The organism is Exiguobacterium artemiae (assembly GCF_033342815.1).
Lineage (GTDB): Bacteria > Bacillota > Bacilli > Exiguobacteriales > Exiguobacteriaceae > Exiguobacterium_A > Exiguobacterium_A artemiae_A.
In genome coordinates, this window is record NZ_JAWPEN010000024.1 from 16,297 (window position 1) to 31,183 (window position 14,887).

A 14,887-nucleotide genomic window follows, 5' to 3' on the forward strand; every position below is an offset into this window, starting at 1 on the left:
TCCGTTCTATGGATATGACCCTCAAATCAATGGCTTACGTGTTATATCAAGCAGTTCCCCCTCTGTTGCATCAATGATTTCGTCGAAAGCATCCACACTGTGTTGCTCAAGATAATCCGCCTCCGATTCAAAAATCGGAACAAACCAAACAGGCAAAACGTGTTCCGGCTCATCATACTCGGCGTCCCCATGATGGATGAAAAAGCTCTTATCAAAATAAACCGGTGCCGTCACGTAGACTCCTGCAAATCCGTATTGTCCGAACACCGTCTCAGGCATACTGTAGAATTCGCCCAATTCAAAAGCCTGCCCGGTTTCCAAAGCATGCGTCGTCAGCCGCCACAATAATTCAATGACATCTTCCTCTGCTTCCAATTGTTTGACTGACATCATCACTTCCTGATGCGCAAACCGTCCATCCTCGAACTGAAGTGAATGCCAGAGCAATCCGAGTGAAGTCGCTGTATATGTCTCGTTGATGGGTGCGTTCTCAAACTTCAGGAATTGAATGTTTTCTTGCATCATGTCTTCCAGTTCCAGACTTCCTGTGATCTCACCACAATGTTTTTCCAGATGCTCAATGTAGTTCATATGTACCTCCCTTTTTTTCCGCGGCGGTCATGTTCATCCGAAGAAATTCCATTTATACCTTTCATTATATAATCGACTGACAGTTTTGGGGATTTTTATTTCTGGAAAGCATGGACAAAAAAAGTACAAACTTCATACGTTTCTAACGTAAGTTTGTACTTCGATTAATCTCTTTTCATGTTTTGACACTCATTCAACTTCCTCAATTGCTATTGTTTTTTGTTGAAAAGGATGATTTGAAAAATTCGCAGCAAAGTCAAAACCGTTCCCATCATGATTCACCCACAGAAAGAAACAATTCCGTGCATCAGCGGGAAAGGTCAACCTGAACTTTTTAAAATAAAAGTCATTGTTTGTCTCATCGATTTCAATCGTCTTCTCGCTTGAAAACAATACACTCTCGTTATTGTATGCATCTTGATAAGCTTTAGGAAAGTGATGAAGAAATGCTTCTTCTGAAGTGATGGTCAATCGATGATAGATATTTCCCCGGTCAAATCTTTTACTTCTGTCAGCGTCGTGCGCAATGTTGATCTTGCCCGAACCACTCATACTGTGAACGTACAGCGGATAATGATTCAACTCCAGTAAAAATTCTCGAATGTTCTTACTGTAAAGAGCCATCCCGTCCTGCCACGACTCTTTTAGCAACTGATCCATGTCGACCTCTGCGTACTCTTCACCATCCTCATGACAGTGAAAACGAACTTTCCCTTTATCCTCGGACATAAAGATAAAAGCAGTTCCTTCACCGACCAACATACTATCCAATTCCATTATCCTAACTCCTTCATTCGTCATCTGCAAAGTTCACCCGTACACCAACGATTTACCTTGAGACATTATACTGTATGTCAACATCATACAGTCCATCTCCAAAACCTGACGTCGAGACAGCTCCAAACGAGACGATGCCGGCCTGGTCGTCGGACGAAACAATTGTCTCAAATTCCATCGCTTGATGCTGACGATAAGCTGTCCCATCAAAAATACCGGCCAGTGCCGAGTCCACGCCGATTGGTTGATCCTGCCGGTGCCATTTGCCGCTCCGCTTTTTATCCCCTTCAAAAACAAGTAATTGCTTGACCCACTCGTCTTCCGTGTAAATGGTGGATGCGGTCCAACTGCCTGATTTCACATTCGACAAAATCAGCTGTGAATCTGTTTCTTCCTCTAGTCCGTAATAAGGATCCGTCACGATCAGCTCGTCGCCCCCGACCGTGAAACGGCCAAGTCGGTGTACCTGATTCGTTTTTCGTTTCGGGACATGCGAGTCGACAAACTGTTCCAAAGAAGACGACGGATATTTTGCGATTCCCGTCTTTTCATTCCATTTAAAGACGAGTTCCTGCAGAAAACGTTTCCGAATCCGGTAACACAACTTGTCGCCGGTCAGATTTTCACCGATACAGATCAAATCGTCCGGTAAGTCAGCCGGACGCTTCTCATTGTGACGAACGAGATCCATCGAAACTGTTCGTTTGGTTGGTAGAGGATACAGGATCCACTCGCCAAACTGTGCACCGTTCGTCTGTAAGAACAGATCTTTGTATTCATCCGGAAACAAAACACCTAAGGCACGTTCCGCCTTTTTCAGGTCAACGGCTGATGCACCGAGCACCCTTGAATCGGGGTGGAGACGTTTAATGAGTTTACTCACGACATCTTCGCTCCTGTCCATGTTGTTTAGACGGCTTCAGGCAACCAAATAATTAGTATAAGTGCCAGCACCGTTTTCGAAAATTGTTTTTTCTCAAGAAACCATGGGAACAACACCAGTCCGATTAGTGTCATGGTAAAGCAACACCAGTCCCAGATTAAAGTAATGCGCTCCCGCTGCTAACGGAATATTCATAATCCGAAAATCTGCATTCGGAAAATAACCGATCCGGGTAAAAAGTATGTTTCCAAATACACCGCCTGCCATCAAAAGAATGGAGATGACCAATATTTTTTTCTTCAATATGAACAGCTCCTTTTTAACGTCTATGTACGATTTCTATCATATGTCATTCTAAAATTGTTCCGAACACCACCACGACCAAGGCCAGCGTCACCGACCAGACAATGGTTTTTCGATTGTTCCCTTCAATGCTCACAGACCAAAGCGCAAAGAGGTTCATGACTAAAACCCCAAATGACCGGTACAGCTTTTCCTCTGCAGCATTCCATCCAAGCAAGGCGGTTACACTGACCAAAACCAGCAACAAGACGGTCAAACTGATGCTGATTGTCCGAACACGACTGCCCGGTTGCAACCGATTAAACAGCAGTGCCGCGACTGTTCCGATACAGGCAATCAGACATAGATTATATAAAACAAGTTCCACTTGCATTCCTCCATCTTCCGTTCGATATCTTTTTTTACGTATATCGAGGTTAATCGGTTTCGCCTTCAGACAACCAGTCGTCATTAATTTGTGAAATATAGAAAAAGCCAGCCTCCACAAATCCGGAGAACCAGCTCCTTGCATGTCATGCATTCCTTTTTTGATGACTCTTTTCCTTTTTACTTTGTAAAGCTCTCAAGAAACTTACTCGCTTCACTGTTAAATTTCCATGTCACACCAAATTGATCAATCAGCATTCCGAAACTGGCCGACCAAGGGGTGTGTGATAAAGGCATGATGACCGTGCCTCCTTCAGAGAGACCGTTAAAAAGAGAGTAATTCACTTCCGGTGTCGCATCGACAATACTGATCAAAAGAGAATTCCCTTTGTGAATCCCTCCTGTCACCGTTTGTATTGCAGAAGGAACATCTGACAGCATTAAGGTATTCCCGGCAAATTCAATACGTGACTCCATGATTAACTCTTGATCCTCTGTTTCAAGCGGCATATTGGGATTCTCTCCTAAAGCATTGAATCGTACTTTCTTAACATCTGTTGCCTGTAATGCTTTTTCATAGAACGTCAATGCCTCTTCTGCTTGACCATCGAATTGTAAATAAGCTACCGTTTTCATCTTTTATCTCCTCCTTTGTTTAATCAAAGTATAATAGGATATAGGTGACAACTACGTGTCGTATATAGGAGGACTTCATGAAAAAAATTGAACGACTCATCTCCATCGTAATGATTCTACTGCAAAAAGAAATAATCTCTGCTTCAGAATTCAGCCGGTTATTCCATGTCTCAAAACGGACGATTCAACGAGACATAGAGGCATTGAGTTATGCAAACATCCCCATCTATGCGCAACATGGCGCTGAAGGTGGATATGCATTGATGGACGAATACAAGTTCGATAAACGTTTGGTAAATCACCATGATTTAGAAAATATCCTGATTTCGTTGGCCGGATACAATCAATTAATAACGAATCCCAACATTCAGATGACGATTCAAAAAATCAAAGCCATGTCTAAAACGCATACCCCATCAAAGCTTGACCTGACCTTCTATGAGTGGTCGGGAAGAGACGAAATCAAAGAAGACATTGCATTCATGCATCAGGCAATCGAACAGCATTGGTTGTTGAAGTTTGACTATATTGATCAGGTTGGACAAAGGACGTATCGGATCGTAGAACCCTATAAACTGAAATTCATCGAAAGGCATTGGTATCTGGTGGCTTATAGCCGGGAACGAAACGACTACCGTACGTTTAAGTTGACAAGAATTTTAGACATTCAAAAAGCAGGGTTTTTTAATCCGAGATCTGAAGAAGACCTAATAAAAAGCCACGACAAGGCGGAAAAATTAGATATGGTCACGGTGCAACTATTAATTGATGCTCGCGTACGAGATCAATTCATCGAGAGGTATGGAAAAAAGTCTGTTATGGAAGTGACGATCCATCAGTATTTAGCGAACATTGAATTGCCTGAGAGCCCATTTTCCTATCAGTTCTTAGCCGGTTTGGGAAACATGATTAAAATTCTAAGTCCACAACATTTCATAGACAACTACTTGGAATTTTTACGAGAAGCTATTGCCTCGTACGATTAAGTATTTTTTAATCACTCGTCGCATCGTTCTTAACGCAGCAAACATCAAAAGTACTATAGAAGAAAAAAATCATCGCCTTCCTCTTTGACTTCATCATTAATTTGCGTAACGACCATCTGATCCGGCAGACTGGCAATCAATCCAGCAAGCGAAGTGTACTGCGTATCCTGGCTGAGTAAACAAAATCCTAACCCGTCATAATCAGTGGTGATGTAGGTCTGTGACGCATTAAAATCAAATACAGCGACGGATCGTCTTCTTTTGACTCCTCGCTCTAAGAAGTCTCCCCATTCGAACGTTAAAGAATTTGAATGACTGATGCAGTAGAATACATTTTCAGATGCGAGCCAGTACGTTTTGTTTAGTACAAGCCGTAAATCTTCAGGATTTTTAATTTTTACCGTAAGACAAGAGTAGTAGTTGTACCGTCTGTACCCGTAAGATTTCAAGTTACCGTCACAGTCGTCGACCGTATAGTCAATCTGATTTTGTTGAAAAAAGGCTGTAAAGTCTTCAGACAGTTCATACTCGTCGACAAAATGCACATACAACGGAAAGAGCGCTTGATGTGTTAAAAATGCCATTAAAAATTCTCGTCCTTCTCCGCTTAAACGATGCACAACAGGTAAACCTCCGTCAAACCGATGGGGATGCACTAAATCTTCTATAAAATGTTGGGTGACAGGCTCTTCTATAATCAGGATTTCAGTCATTTTATCAAAATTAAGCGAGAATACTCCCAATTCTAAACGAAGTGAAAGTGGGAGATGAATCGCTAGCCTGCCTTTCGGGTATATTCCCTTCAAAGGAGGTGAAAAATGGTGTTGAAGCACAAGGCCTACAAATTCAGAATCTACCCCACAAAAGAGCAGGAAATCCTGATCGCGAAGACGATTGGATGTTCGCGCTTCATCTTCAATCACTTCTTAGCGAAGTGGGATGAAACGTACAAGACCACTGGAAAAGGACTGTCCTACGGCTCTTGTTCCAAAGAACTTCCTTTGTTGAAGCAGGAGTTCGAATGGTTGAAGGAAGTCGATAGCACTTCTGTTCAAACGAGCGTCAAACATCTTGCCAATGCGTTTGACCGCTTTTTCAAGAAGCAGAATGAACGCCCTCGATTCAAGTCGAAGCGGAACCCCGTCCAATCATACAAGACCAATATCCAAGGGAAATCTCAACTTCCCGAATCCTCTATCATCGGAAACCAGTTAAAGCTTCCGAAGCTGAAATGGGTTCGTTTCGCCTACTCGAAACAGGTCACAGGCCGTATCTTGAACGCAACCATCCGACGAAATGCTTCAGGAAAATACTTCGTCTCCCTGCTCGTCGAGCAGGAGATCCACGAGCTGCCAAAGACCGGTTCATCCGTCGGTGTCGATGTCGGACTCAAGAACTTTGCCGTCCTGTCGGACGGAACGATGTACAAGAACGACCGTTACTTCCGTTCGCTTGAGAAGAAACTGGCGCGTGAACAGCGTAAGCTCTCCCGCCGTCAACGCATCGCCTTGAACAAGAAAGTGAAACTTTCCGAGTCGAGGAACTACCAGAAGCAGAAGCGGAAGGTTGCGCGTATCTACGAGAAGATTGCCAACAAGCGCACTGACTTCCTGCACAAGGTATCGACCGAGATCGTCCAAAACCACGACGTCATCGGTATCGAGACCTTGCAAGTGAAGAACATGCAGAAGAACCGCAAATTGAGCAAGGCCATCTCTGACGTCAGTTGGTCAGAATTCTTCCGCATGCTCGAATACAAGGCTGACTGGTACGGGAAAACCGTCGTGAAGGTCGGAAAGACCTTCGCATCGAGTCAACTGTGCTCGAGTTGCGGCCATCAACATAAGGACGTGAAACATCTAGGCTTACGAGAATGGACATGTCCGAATTGCGGGATCCACCACGACCGGGATGTGAACGCAGGACTGAATCTAAAACGAGAAGCCGAACGTATCTTAGCTTCTTCAACCGTCGGGACGACGGGGTTAGCCTGATCAATTTTCGACCATCAGGTCGGATAACTCAGGAATCCTCCACCACCAAGCGAAGCGTAGGTGGTGGTAGTTCAAGCTCCTTACCGGAAAATAATGTTGTACTACCTATAAAGAATAACGGAACCTGTATAAGGTTTCCATTTTTTCTAATATAAAGTCTATTTTTTGATATACTACATGATAGATTCACCTTGAAAGGATGAGCTTGATGTGGAAAGCGTTATTATTTTTTTCTGTCTGGAACGGTATCACCATTCCAATTCTTCTATCTGTCGTGTTCACTCTATTCAAATCCCTTGTTTTAGCAGATGAGACCGGTATCAGTATGATTGTCATCGCAGCTATCGTTGCAGTATGTAATATTTATATAGCAACACGTATTTGGAATCGAATCGAAGATAAAATATACAAACGAAAGACGTTCATGTAAAAAACACAGATCCTCCTGTTCACGAAAGAACAGAGCATCTGCGTTTTTTCATTCACACCTAAAAACGGGCTATCTATATCAAATCTGGTAAGACAAAGAAATTCTTTTCACAATTATTTTACCGAATGAATACACTGTAACGGCAGCTTGATTAGGATATTTTTCAGTTTCTCATATGTATTTAACACTTAAACTTTCTCCAAAGATATTAATGATGAAGTGGTCAGCTCCTCGCTTTCTATAACGATTGCAGTTAAACCAGTATCTGTTTTGGTTTCGTGCCATTCATCTTTATCCCAGAACACGGCTTCGCCACTGTGAACTTTGATGTATTCATCGGTTTCACCTCTAACCCAGCCTTCTCCTTTTACAACTAAAAGAAGTTGAGGAACAACAGCTGGATGATAACCAATTAATCCATTCTCATCTAAATGCACACATCCTATATGTACTGCTTTCTCTGTCTGTGTAATGCGTGACATCACAAAATCAGAGTCGAACTTTGTAATTTTCTTACCCGCTTCTTTTTTAAATTGATAGATTTCCATATAATCCTCCCCTGACCAACCGTTTTTGAGTACGACCGCTTTGCGAAGATAAGCCGCTACGTTTACAAGCTTTACAACCTTCAAGTGTCATGTCGTTTCACGCACAATCAGTTCAAGTGGCATCGGCTGACTGATGGGCAGTTCTTTTCCCCGGGCCAACTGATCGAGCACTTGGACCGCTTCTTTTCCGAGTCGTTCAATTGGTTGGGCAACAGTCGTCATCCACATTGCCTCCGCAATCGCCTGATTATCAAAACCGGTCACAGCAAGCATCTCCGGAATTTTAATACCTTCTTGTTTCGCCTGATGAATGATTCCGGCAGCAACGTAATCATTCCCGACGATGATGGCAGTTGGTCTGTCCGTCAGTTTCAGCAAGCGTTTCATCACGTCCTGTCCATCCGCAAAGGAATAGTTCTCCTCAAAATACCAGTCCGGCAACACCGATATATCGTGTTCTTGAACGAACGCATCGAAGGTGTTGCGACGAATCATTCCGACGCCGCTTACCGGATTCCCGAGACACAGTCCAAGAGACGTATGTCCCCGTTCCACTAAATGAGACAACACTGCCAATATCCCGCTTTGATGATCAACAGAGACCTGCGCGAGACTTTCTTCCCGCTGTTCACAGACGACGATCGGACCGTCGCGTCGGACACGCTCGAGTACTGCCGGCGGACTGACCGATGAACCGATGATCAGCCCGTCGATTTGCTTATGCCGCAGTTGTGTAAACGACTGCTGTTCCTGTTCCCTGTCATTAAACGTTTGATGAATGAGCATCGAGATGTTCCGTTCGGCACAGGCGATGCCGATCCCTTCAATCAATTGACTGAAAAACGGATGGTTGATTTGCGGGACCATCACACCGATGACATTTGTCTTTCCCCGGGATAAATGAACCGCATTTTGATTCGGCCGGTAATCCAGTTGCTTCATTGCCCGTAAGACGGCCTCCCGTTTCTCAGCAATGACATACGGCTGATTGTTCAACACACGGGAGACCGTCGAGCGGGAAACGCCGGCTGTCTTTGCGATTTCATTAATATTTGCCATCCTGTACTCCTTTCTGTACGACTTGAATCGAACAAAACGTTTCTAACGCCGTGGCAACTCCATCGTTATCATGATGTCCCGTCTCTTCCGTCGCCTGTCGTTTAACGGCGTCTTCCGCATTCCCCATCGCAATACTGTTCCCGGCAACCCGAAACATCGGCAGGTCATTATGGTTATCGCCAATCGCTATCGTTGCTGTCAGTGAAATCTCCAACCGTTCAGCAAATTGTTGCAATGCCATACCTTTGTCGCTTCCGTTCGCCGTTATCTCGAGATTAAATGAACCGGAGCTTGTAACGGTGCAGTTTCGTGACGATAAGTCGTTTTCGATCCGTTTCAGCACGGCTGCTTTTGGACTGACAATCATGAACTTCATGACTTTCGCTAAATCGACGTCCGAAAAATCCGTTACTTTCCGGACGCCGTATTGCGTCAATTGCGGCTGCACGGATTTTATGAATTCGTCAGCTTGAAACGACGGTTTGGTTCTCTGTTCCTCTTTGATTTGTTTCATCAACTGATCCGTCGCGTCATACGTCATCAGAATTTCGTCTTCCACGTAAATATGAAGATATACGTCCTGTTTCAGCAAACAGTTTAAGATGGCTTCACTCCCATCAGATGAAACATAAGTATTTTTCCGTATCGTTTTTCCTTCGTGTTCTGCCCGGAGTTCTGCTCCGTTTGAACCGATAATCGGGCAATCCAACTGGTGGAGCCGTAACAAATGCGCTGCGTCAAACGCGGCTCTTCCTGTCGCAATCACAACGATGTCTCCGTTCTCCTGACATCGCTTGACGGCTGAGACATTTCGTTCTGAAATTATATGAGTTGAGTGTAACAAGGTACCGTCTAAATCAATGGCAAATAAGCGCATGGTGTTCCTCCTCACGGGATGATGTACTATTCGTTTCCAGTCTAGCTTCTGAAACGCCTCCCAGAGCAACCTCTTTATTCCCATTCCACATAGTTTAAAATGAATGTCTCTTTTTTGTGAAATGACTCATAATTAATCAAGTAGGGCTTTAATCTGCTTTGTCAGCTGCATCCTTTAATTTTTACCTCACCAATCACTTTACTCCATCACAGAAAGGAGGATTTATCTCCTATGACAACTATTTACTTTATCAGGCACGCTGAATCTCCGAAAACCGATTTGGATGAACGAACACGCGGTTTAACTGATGGCGGACAAATGGCTGCACAACACGTCACAACCTACTTAAAAGATAAAAAGATTGATCTGTTTTTCTCCAGTCCCTATCAACGTTCATTGTTGACGATCGAAGCGGCAGCGCGTCATTTTGGGAAAGACATCTTGATTGATGAAGACTTACGGGAATGTGCGTTTTCCGGACCACATCAGACGATGCCGCAAGCTGACGTCTATCCGCTCGTCCAACAGATGTTTATCGATCATACTTTTTCGCGTGACGGTTCGGAAACATTTCGTTCGTGTCAGCACCGTGGAATTCAGGCATTGATGTTGATTTTTCAAAAGAACTCTGGAAAACGGATCGTCATCGGCACGCACGGTTTCATCATGACTGCGATTTTTCACCATTTTGATGCTATGTACGATTTTAATTTTCTTCGCCAAACGACAAAGCCGGATATCTATCAACTTACCTTTAGAGGGACCGAGCTCGTAAACGTGTCACGCATCACGTTGCCGATTTAAATTTAAAAATGATGAGTCACGATGAACTCGAACAAAATCGGTTGTTCCGGCGGATTGATTCTGTCTGGTAAATTGTCGAGACGGAAGAACTTTAAGAGCAAGACTTGATAGTCGGTTTTCGTTTAAGATCGTTGCCATAATCGAATACCCGACAATCCGGCAAAAAGGATTGTCAGAACACCAACCCGTTGAACTTTGGATTGGTAAAGAGGATCGGTCAGATTATCATCGAACTGAAAAACGTGTGGCCATGGCATGAACTGTCCTTTTGTGACGATTTCTAATAAGGTGTACATCAAGATTAAGGCGAGGGCGTATTCAAACTTCTGAGTCCACAACATCAGACTCATCCCGACAAATAAAAATAACAACAGCAACAAGATATGATGAACATATACAAGAAATGGAAAGGCGCTAAAGTCTGATTTGAGAATTGTCGCCATCAACACGATGTATCCACCAAAATAAACGAGGAAAAACCTGCCTGCATCTACCCAAATCCACTTTCGATACTGCAAAACCAACGTGTGATACGCTCCTTCTTCAAATAGAGGGTGGAGGTGTAACATAATGGTCCACGCCACAAACGGAATAAACACGGTATGAACGATTTGAATTCCGGACGTCAGGGCATCCGATAACGCAGACACCTCCAGCACAAGGAAGACCAGAACCGGAAGCAATCCAGCGATGCCATGCAGTTTCCAATCGAACATAAATAAGTGATGGAGAATCCGCCCTTTCTTCATGTCGCACGTCGCATGACCATCAAGTAGCCATCCATTAACTTCGGTTCGATTGTAGAAATGCCAGTCGCCTCATCTTCTAAAAAACGAACTTCCACAACATCACCTTTTTCATTTAAATGTACGACACGCTCATCCTGCATCCACCTTCCAAGATCATCTGCCATGATGTCAACTTGTCCGAGGTAGCCAACCGCTTGTGCTTTTAACTCGGACGGAGTACCTTCAAACCGGACGGAGCCACCTTTGATAATCCCAATCTTTGTACAGAGGAACTCGATGTCCTCGACGAGATGCGAGGAAACGACAATCGTGTGGTCTCCCCCCAACTCACGCAACAGATTACGAAAACGAATCCGTTCTTCGATATCTAAACCAGCTGTCGGCTCATCAAAAATTAAAATCTCCGGTTTCCGTAACAACAGTTGCGCAATACCGACCCGACGGCGCATTCCTCCGGACAACTCACTCATCCGTGTTTGTGCTTTGTCTTTCAGATTGACGCGTCTCAAAGCTTCCTCCACCCGTTCCTGCCGCTGGTTCATCTCCATGATTCCTTGCAATAAAGCAAAATGAAGAAGTACTTCTTCCACTTTTAAAGTCGGATAGACATTAAAATCTTGTGGTAGGAAACCGACTCGATCGGAAACATCTGCATATTTTCTCCGGACAACGGATTGACCGTCAATCACAACCTGTCCGCCGGTAATCGACGTCAATCCACAGAGCATTTTCATCAAGGTCGTTTTTCCGGCACCGTTTGGACCAAGCAATCCGTAGATGCCTTCGATTTCAAGCGAGACTTGATGCAGGATGTGTTTTTTGCGGTAAGACTTGGACAGATGTTGCACTTCAATCATCCCTGTTCCCTCCCTTCTGCTTGGCATTCAACTCACGGTACCATTGCTGTAACAGCACCAACTGCTGGTCATGACTGCGATCAGAAAACGTTTTGATCCAACGGTTAAGTTGTTTCATATCCCGTCCGGTCTGTTGTAGATAGAATGAATCAATCTCAATCGGTTCGAGTTTCAGTTCGATTTGCAACCAGTAGGCAAGTGCGGCATTAAACAGCTTCCATTTTGGATCTGTTTTGACGTGGCTTGGTGCTTCCGACCACATCAAGCCCGGTACATAGGCCGCAATCACTTCATTTAAGCTTTGATCCAGTCTGAGGTTAGTGCCTACTTGCAATAGTAAATGATGACTATCATAGAAACTGTTTCGCTCAAGATTCGGCGAAATAAGCACCACCTTATCCGGAAAAATTACTTTTTTCCCAAACGTGCGCCGAATAACTGTGTTTGTATGTTTCAGTACCTGTTCGACCGGCGACCAATAAGTCGAAGGATTGGACCAGGAAGAATCTGTTACGATCTGGATCCCTCTAGCTTCATAGGTCGACAGGTTCCCACGAAGCAACGTCACACCTGATACTCGTCCTATGTACGTATTTTCATCCTGTCTTGTTAAATTCGATACGAGATCATTCGGCAACTCACCTGTGATTCGCACGTTCATCAGATTAGATCGGTCAACAATCAGATCAAGCGTCTCCATGCCTAAACGATTAATGGGCTCGACTTGGCGGGACGGGTACCAATTTGTCGTCGCCGGCAGATACCATTCCTCCTCCGTCACCGGAAAATGAGGACTGTTGTGGAGTTGATAACGGATCGTCACGGTGTGCGTTCGTGTCTGCGGAGGAAGAGACATGCTAATAAAGTCCCCGTGCCGTTTATACTGCAACTTTTTTTGTCCAGCTGATACGGATGTAATGTGGTATTCGTGCCATAACGACAAGACAATATGCGCCTGATCTGACTGGATTTTCAGTTTCGCCTCCGTCTTTATCTGATTTTCGACAGAATTTAAAGTTAAATTCATCTTTTGAATCGTGAAGTCCAGATTTTGATGATTCGGTTGAAACCGATACGGTGTTTTATAATGTTGGGCTAGCTCAGTATCGTGACTCCGATCAAAGATCTGTTGGTTGTTCGCCAGCGCATAAGGTGAGATTATGATCAGCAGGCAAAGCACGAGTAAGGAAATGACTGCTGTCATCCATTGCCGTGACAATCTGAGGTGCCACTGACCAATTAACAGAAACAGAATGATACTTTGAAGCACGATATGAATGAAGATTTTCAACAGTAATGCTTGGTTTCCAAGATATCCAACGAGCGGCACATATACAGTACCAGGTTGCAAAGGACCAATAAACAGAAAACTGCGGTCTCCTTCCAATCCACCTTCATAAAAATAAGCAGAAAAGAACTCGGTATTCAGAGGTCCGAGGAACACCCAGATGAGAACCAATACAAGCATTCCGACTTTTTGTTTCCCGAAAATCATCGCACAATTTATTCCCCATAAGGCTGCGAGGACAAGTGGAAGAAAATAAAAAATCAAGATGTGCCGTAATATGTCCAGTTGGAAGCTAGACCACGGAACTTGTTCCTGATAAAAATAGACAAACAGTCCTGTGGCACCAAACAAAAGAGTCATACCGGTAAACAGAGCATGATTCATGAGTATTGCTATCACGCGTTGATACTGAATCCGGACGATGTCCGGAAAAAGAATGCTTTGTCGGTACTGGATCTCATCCGCGACAAGTCGGTACATGTAGACGGCAACCAATAACATGATTCCCTGCATCGGGATGACGAGCCCATCCAGTAAACTAGCAAAGTCCATATAGGTATAGGTTTCACGAATATCGGCAACAACTTTCATGAGAACACTAAAAGGAAACACCAGTAATGCCCCTATGTAAAACAGGCTCGTCCCCATCTGTTTTCCATAAAATTTCAGCAGTTCGCCTAAGATGATTTTTTTCATGATTGCCTCCTCTTATTACATAAACACCATGGTAAAGAGCAGGATTTTTCTTTTTATCTCGTATCTATTTTACCACTATATGGTTTTAAACTTAATCAAATGTTAAAATGTTGGGAATGTATTTTGCTCGCAAAATCAATACATGTTTTCAGAACAGGACTCGAGAAAGTGATTGATCATAAAAAACAAATTGAAGTCCTGCTGTACGGAAATCCATTACAGTTCGCCTGTGAAACACTGGGTGTCCCGAATATGCGAAATCATTCCTGCGCAGACGTTTTTACTGTCAGTCGAGCGGAAGTCTTGACTATACGGCGGTACACGGCATACCTGAACCATCTTCGACCGAATCCTATCGTTTGCTGGACGAATTTCATTATTATGAAGAACGCGGTACGTGGTACACGTTTTTTCGGGAACGTGGCATGACGTTTGACCAAAAAAAGTTCAGCGACGAAACGATCGCCAAAGAATACATTGTATCGATGCTTCTGAAGCTGACCATGACCGGATTATATTAAATCCATGGAAAGAAGGGATTACTTTGACTACTTCTCCATTCCCCATCCTGCAAACCACAAGACTGATACTCCGCGAGGTGACATCGCTCGACGCTTCGAGTCTACTGACGTATCTCGCTGATGAACGTGTCGTTAAACCGATGGGGCTCGCGAAAGAAGCAGTTCTTGCTGTGCTCAAATACGGTTTTACGGAGTTGAGAACCTGAACCTGAACCGGATCGAAGCGCTTGTTCTGCCGGACAATACGGCCTCTCAACGGTTGCTCGAACGGCTTAGTTTCCAGAGGGAAGGACTGCTGCGTCAGTACGAGAAGACACGTGGTCAATTCGATGATTTGTATATGTATTCCTTGTTGCAGAAAGAATGGCATGACGGCTCAATGCACAATAAAAACACGTCCATTTAGACTGACCTAGCGATATGAGACACATATAAAACACCTTGATTAGGCTGCCAGTACACCATATTTTTTCGGTGTCAGGTAGCCTAATTTTTCTTGGATTCGTTCTTCATTATAGTAAT

Annotated in this window: 18 protein-coding genes; 4 read left to right on the forward strand and 14 right to left on the reverse strand. The window is 44.0% G+C overall.

Translation table 11 applies throughout. The features are described 5' to 3' along the window. Positions 1-21 precede the first annotated feature (21 nt). The 6 genes from R7V76_RS15750 to R7V76_RS15775 all read right to left on the reverse strand — a co-directional run bounded on the left by R7V76_RS15750 (position 22) and on the right by R7V76_RS15775 (position 3,556). The gene (locus R7V76_RS15750) at positions 22-591 is read right to left on the reverse strand and encodes a suppressor of fused domain protein (protein WP_318094234.1); all 570 of its coding nucleotides are present in this window, start codon (positions 589-591) and stop codon (positions 22-24) included. Positions 592-780: 189 nt separating this feature from the next. Continuing rightward, positions 781-1,368, reverse strand: coding sequence for a hypothetical protein (locus tag R7V76_RS15755; RefSeq protein ID WP_318094236.1), 588 nt, complete (start codon positions 1,366-1,368; stop codon positions 781-783). 52 nt (positions 1,369-1,420) lie between these two features. After that, the gene (locus R7V76_RS15760; protein WP_318094238.1) at positions 1,421-2,251 is read right to left on the reverse strand and encodes an SMI1/KNR4 family protein; all 831 of its coding nucleotides are present in this window, start codon (positions 2,249-2,251) and stop codon (positions 1,421-1,423) included. A gap of 93 nt (positions 2,252-2,344) precedes the next feature. Then, positions 2,345-2,554 (reverse strand): hypothetical protein, encoded by a 210-nt coding sequence (locus tag R7V76_RS15765; protein ID WP_318094239.1) that lies wholly within the window; start codon positions 2,552-2,554, stop codon positions 2,345-2,347. A 46-nt stretch (positions 2,555-2,600) separates the two neighbouring features. After that, complete coding sequence (locus R7V76_RS15770; RefSeq protein ID WP_318094241.1) at positions 2,601-2,921, reverse strand: hypothetical protein; 321 nt, start codon at positions 2,919-2,921, stop codon at positions 2,601-2,603. A gap of 179 nt (positions 2,922-3,100) precedes the next feature. Further along, entirely contained in the window at positions 3,101-3,556 is a 456-nt protein-coding gene (locus R7V76_RS15775) for a VOC family protein (RefSeq protein ID WP_318094243.1), read from the reverse strand. A gap of 77 nt (positions 3,557-3,633) precedes the next feature. Here R7V76_RS15775 and R7V76_RS15780 point away from each other — a divergent pair, with 77 nt between their 5' ends. Continuing rightward, positions 3,634-4,542, forward strand: a complete 909-nt coding sequence (locus R7V76_RS15780; protein ID WP_318094244.1) for a helix-turn-helix transcriptional regulator — start codon at positions 3,634-3,636, stop codon at positions 4,540-4,542. A 53-nt stretch (positions 4,543-4,595) separates the two neighbouring features. Here the strand turns inward: R7V76_RS15780 and R7V76_RS15785 are convergent, their stop codons facing one another. Continuing rightward, positions 4,596-5,126, reverse strand: coding sequence for a hypothetical protein (locus R7V76_RS15785; RefSeq protein WP_318094245.1), 531 nt, complete (start codon positions 5,124-5,126; stop codon positions 4,596-4,598). 237 nt (positions 5,127-5,363) lie between these two features. On the opposite strand from R7V76_RS15785, the gene tnpB reads away from it, so the two are divergent. Then, a complete protein-coding gene (gene tnpB / locus R7V76_RS15790) occupies positions 5,364-6,536 on the forward strand; it encodes an IS200/IS605 family element RNA-guided endonuclease TnpB (RefSeq protein WP_318094246.1) in 1,173 nt (390 codons plus the stop codon). A gap of 618 nt (positions 6,537-7,154) precedes the next feature. On the opposite strand, the gene R7V76_RS15795 is transcribed toward tnpB, so the two are convergent. The 3 genes from R7V76_RS15795 to R7V76_RS15805 form a co-directional block, all read right to left on the reverse strand. Then, positions 7,155-7,514, reverse strand: a complete 360-nt coding sequence (locus R7V76_RS15795) for a cupin (protein ID WP_318094247.1) — start codon at positions 7,512-7,514, stop codon at positions 7,155-7,157. 87 nt (positions 7,515-7,601) lie between these two features. Next, positions 7,602-8,573, reverse strand: coding sequence for a LacI family DNA-binding transcriptional regulator (locus R7V76_RS15800; RefSeq protein WP_318094248.1), 972 nt, complete (start codon positions 8,571-8,573; stop codon positions 7,602-7,604). Continuing rightward, a complete protein-coding gene (locus R7V76_RS15805; protein WP_318094249.1) occupies positions 8,560-9,450 on the reverse strand; it encodes a Cof-type HAD-IIB family hydrolase in 891 nt (296 codons plus the stop codon). The genes R7V76_RS15800 and R7V76_RS15805 overlap by 14 nt, the downstream gene beginning before the upstream one ends. Before the next feature lie 231 nt (positions 9,451-9,681). On the opposite strand from R7V76_RS15805, the gene R7V76_RS15810 reads away from it, so the two are divergent. Next, entirely contained in the window at positions 9,682-10,254 is a 573-nt protein-coding gene (locus R7V76_RS15810; protein WP_318094250.1) for a histidine phosphatase family protein, read from the forward strand. Between the two features lie 122 nt (positions 10,255-10,376). Here R7V76_RS15810 and R7V76_RS15815 read toward each other — a convergent pair whose 3' ends face one another. Genes R7V76_RS15815 through R7V76_RS15825 form a run of 3 tightly spaced genes read right to left on the reverse strand, consistent with a single transcriptional unit; the run spans position 10,377 to position 13,844 of the window. Beyond that, the gene (locus R7V76_RS15815; protein ID WP_318094251.1) at positions 10,377-10,970 is read right to left on the reverse strand and encodes a hypothetical protein; all 594 of its coding nucleotides are present in this window, start codon (positions 10,968-10,970) and stop codon (positions 10,377-10,379) included. Positions 10,971-10,999: 29 nt separating this feature from the next. After that, positions 11,000-11,860, reverse strand: coding sequence for an ABC transporter ATP-binding protein (locus R7V76_RS15820; protein WP_318094252.1), 861 nt, complete (start codon positions 11,858-11,860; stop codon positions 11,000-11,002). Next, entirely contained in the window at positions 11,853-13,844 is a 1,992-nt protein-coding gene (locus tag R7V76_RS15825; protein WP_318094253.1) for a hypothetical protein, read from the reverse strand. The genes R7V76_RS15820 and R7V76_RS15825 overlap by 8 nt, the downstream gene beginning before the upstream one ends. Positions 13,845-14,388: 544 nt before the next feature. Here R7V76_RS15825 and R7V76_RS15830 point away from each other — a divergent pair. Beyond that, the gene (locus R7V76_RS15830) at positions 14,389-14,571 is read left to right on the forward strand and encodes a hypothetical protein (protein ID WP_318094254.1); all 183 of its coding nucleotides are present in this window, start codon (positions 14,389-14,391) and stop codon (positions 14,569-14,571) included. Between the two features lie 239 nt (positions 14,572-14,810). On the opposite strand, the gene R7V76_RS16695 is transcribed toward R7V76_RS15830, so the two are convergent. Continuing rightward, positions 14,811-14,887, reverse strand: a 77-nt coding sequence (locus tag R7V76_RS16695) for an IS3 family transposase (protein WP_369076255.1), incomplete at its 5' end; no start/stop codon positions are given.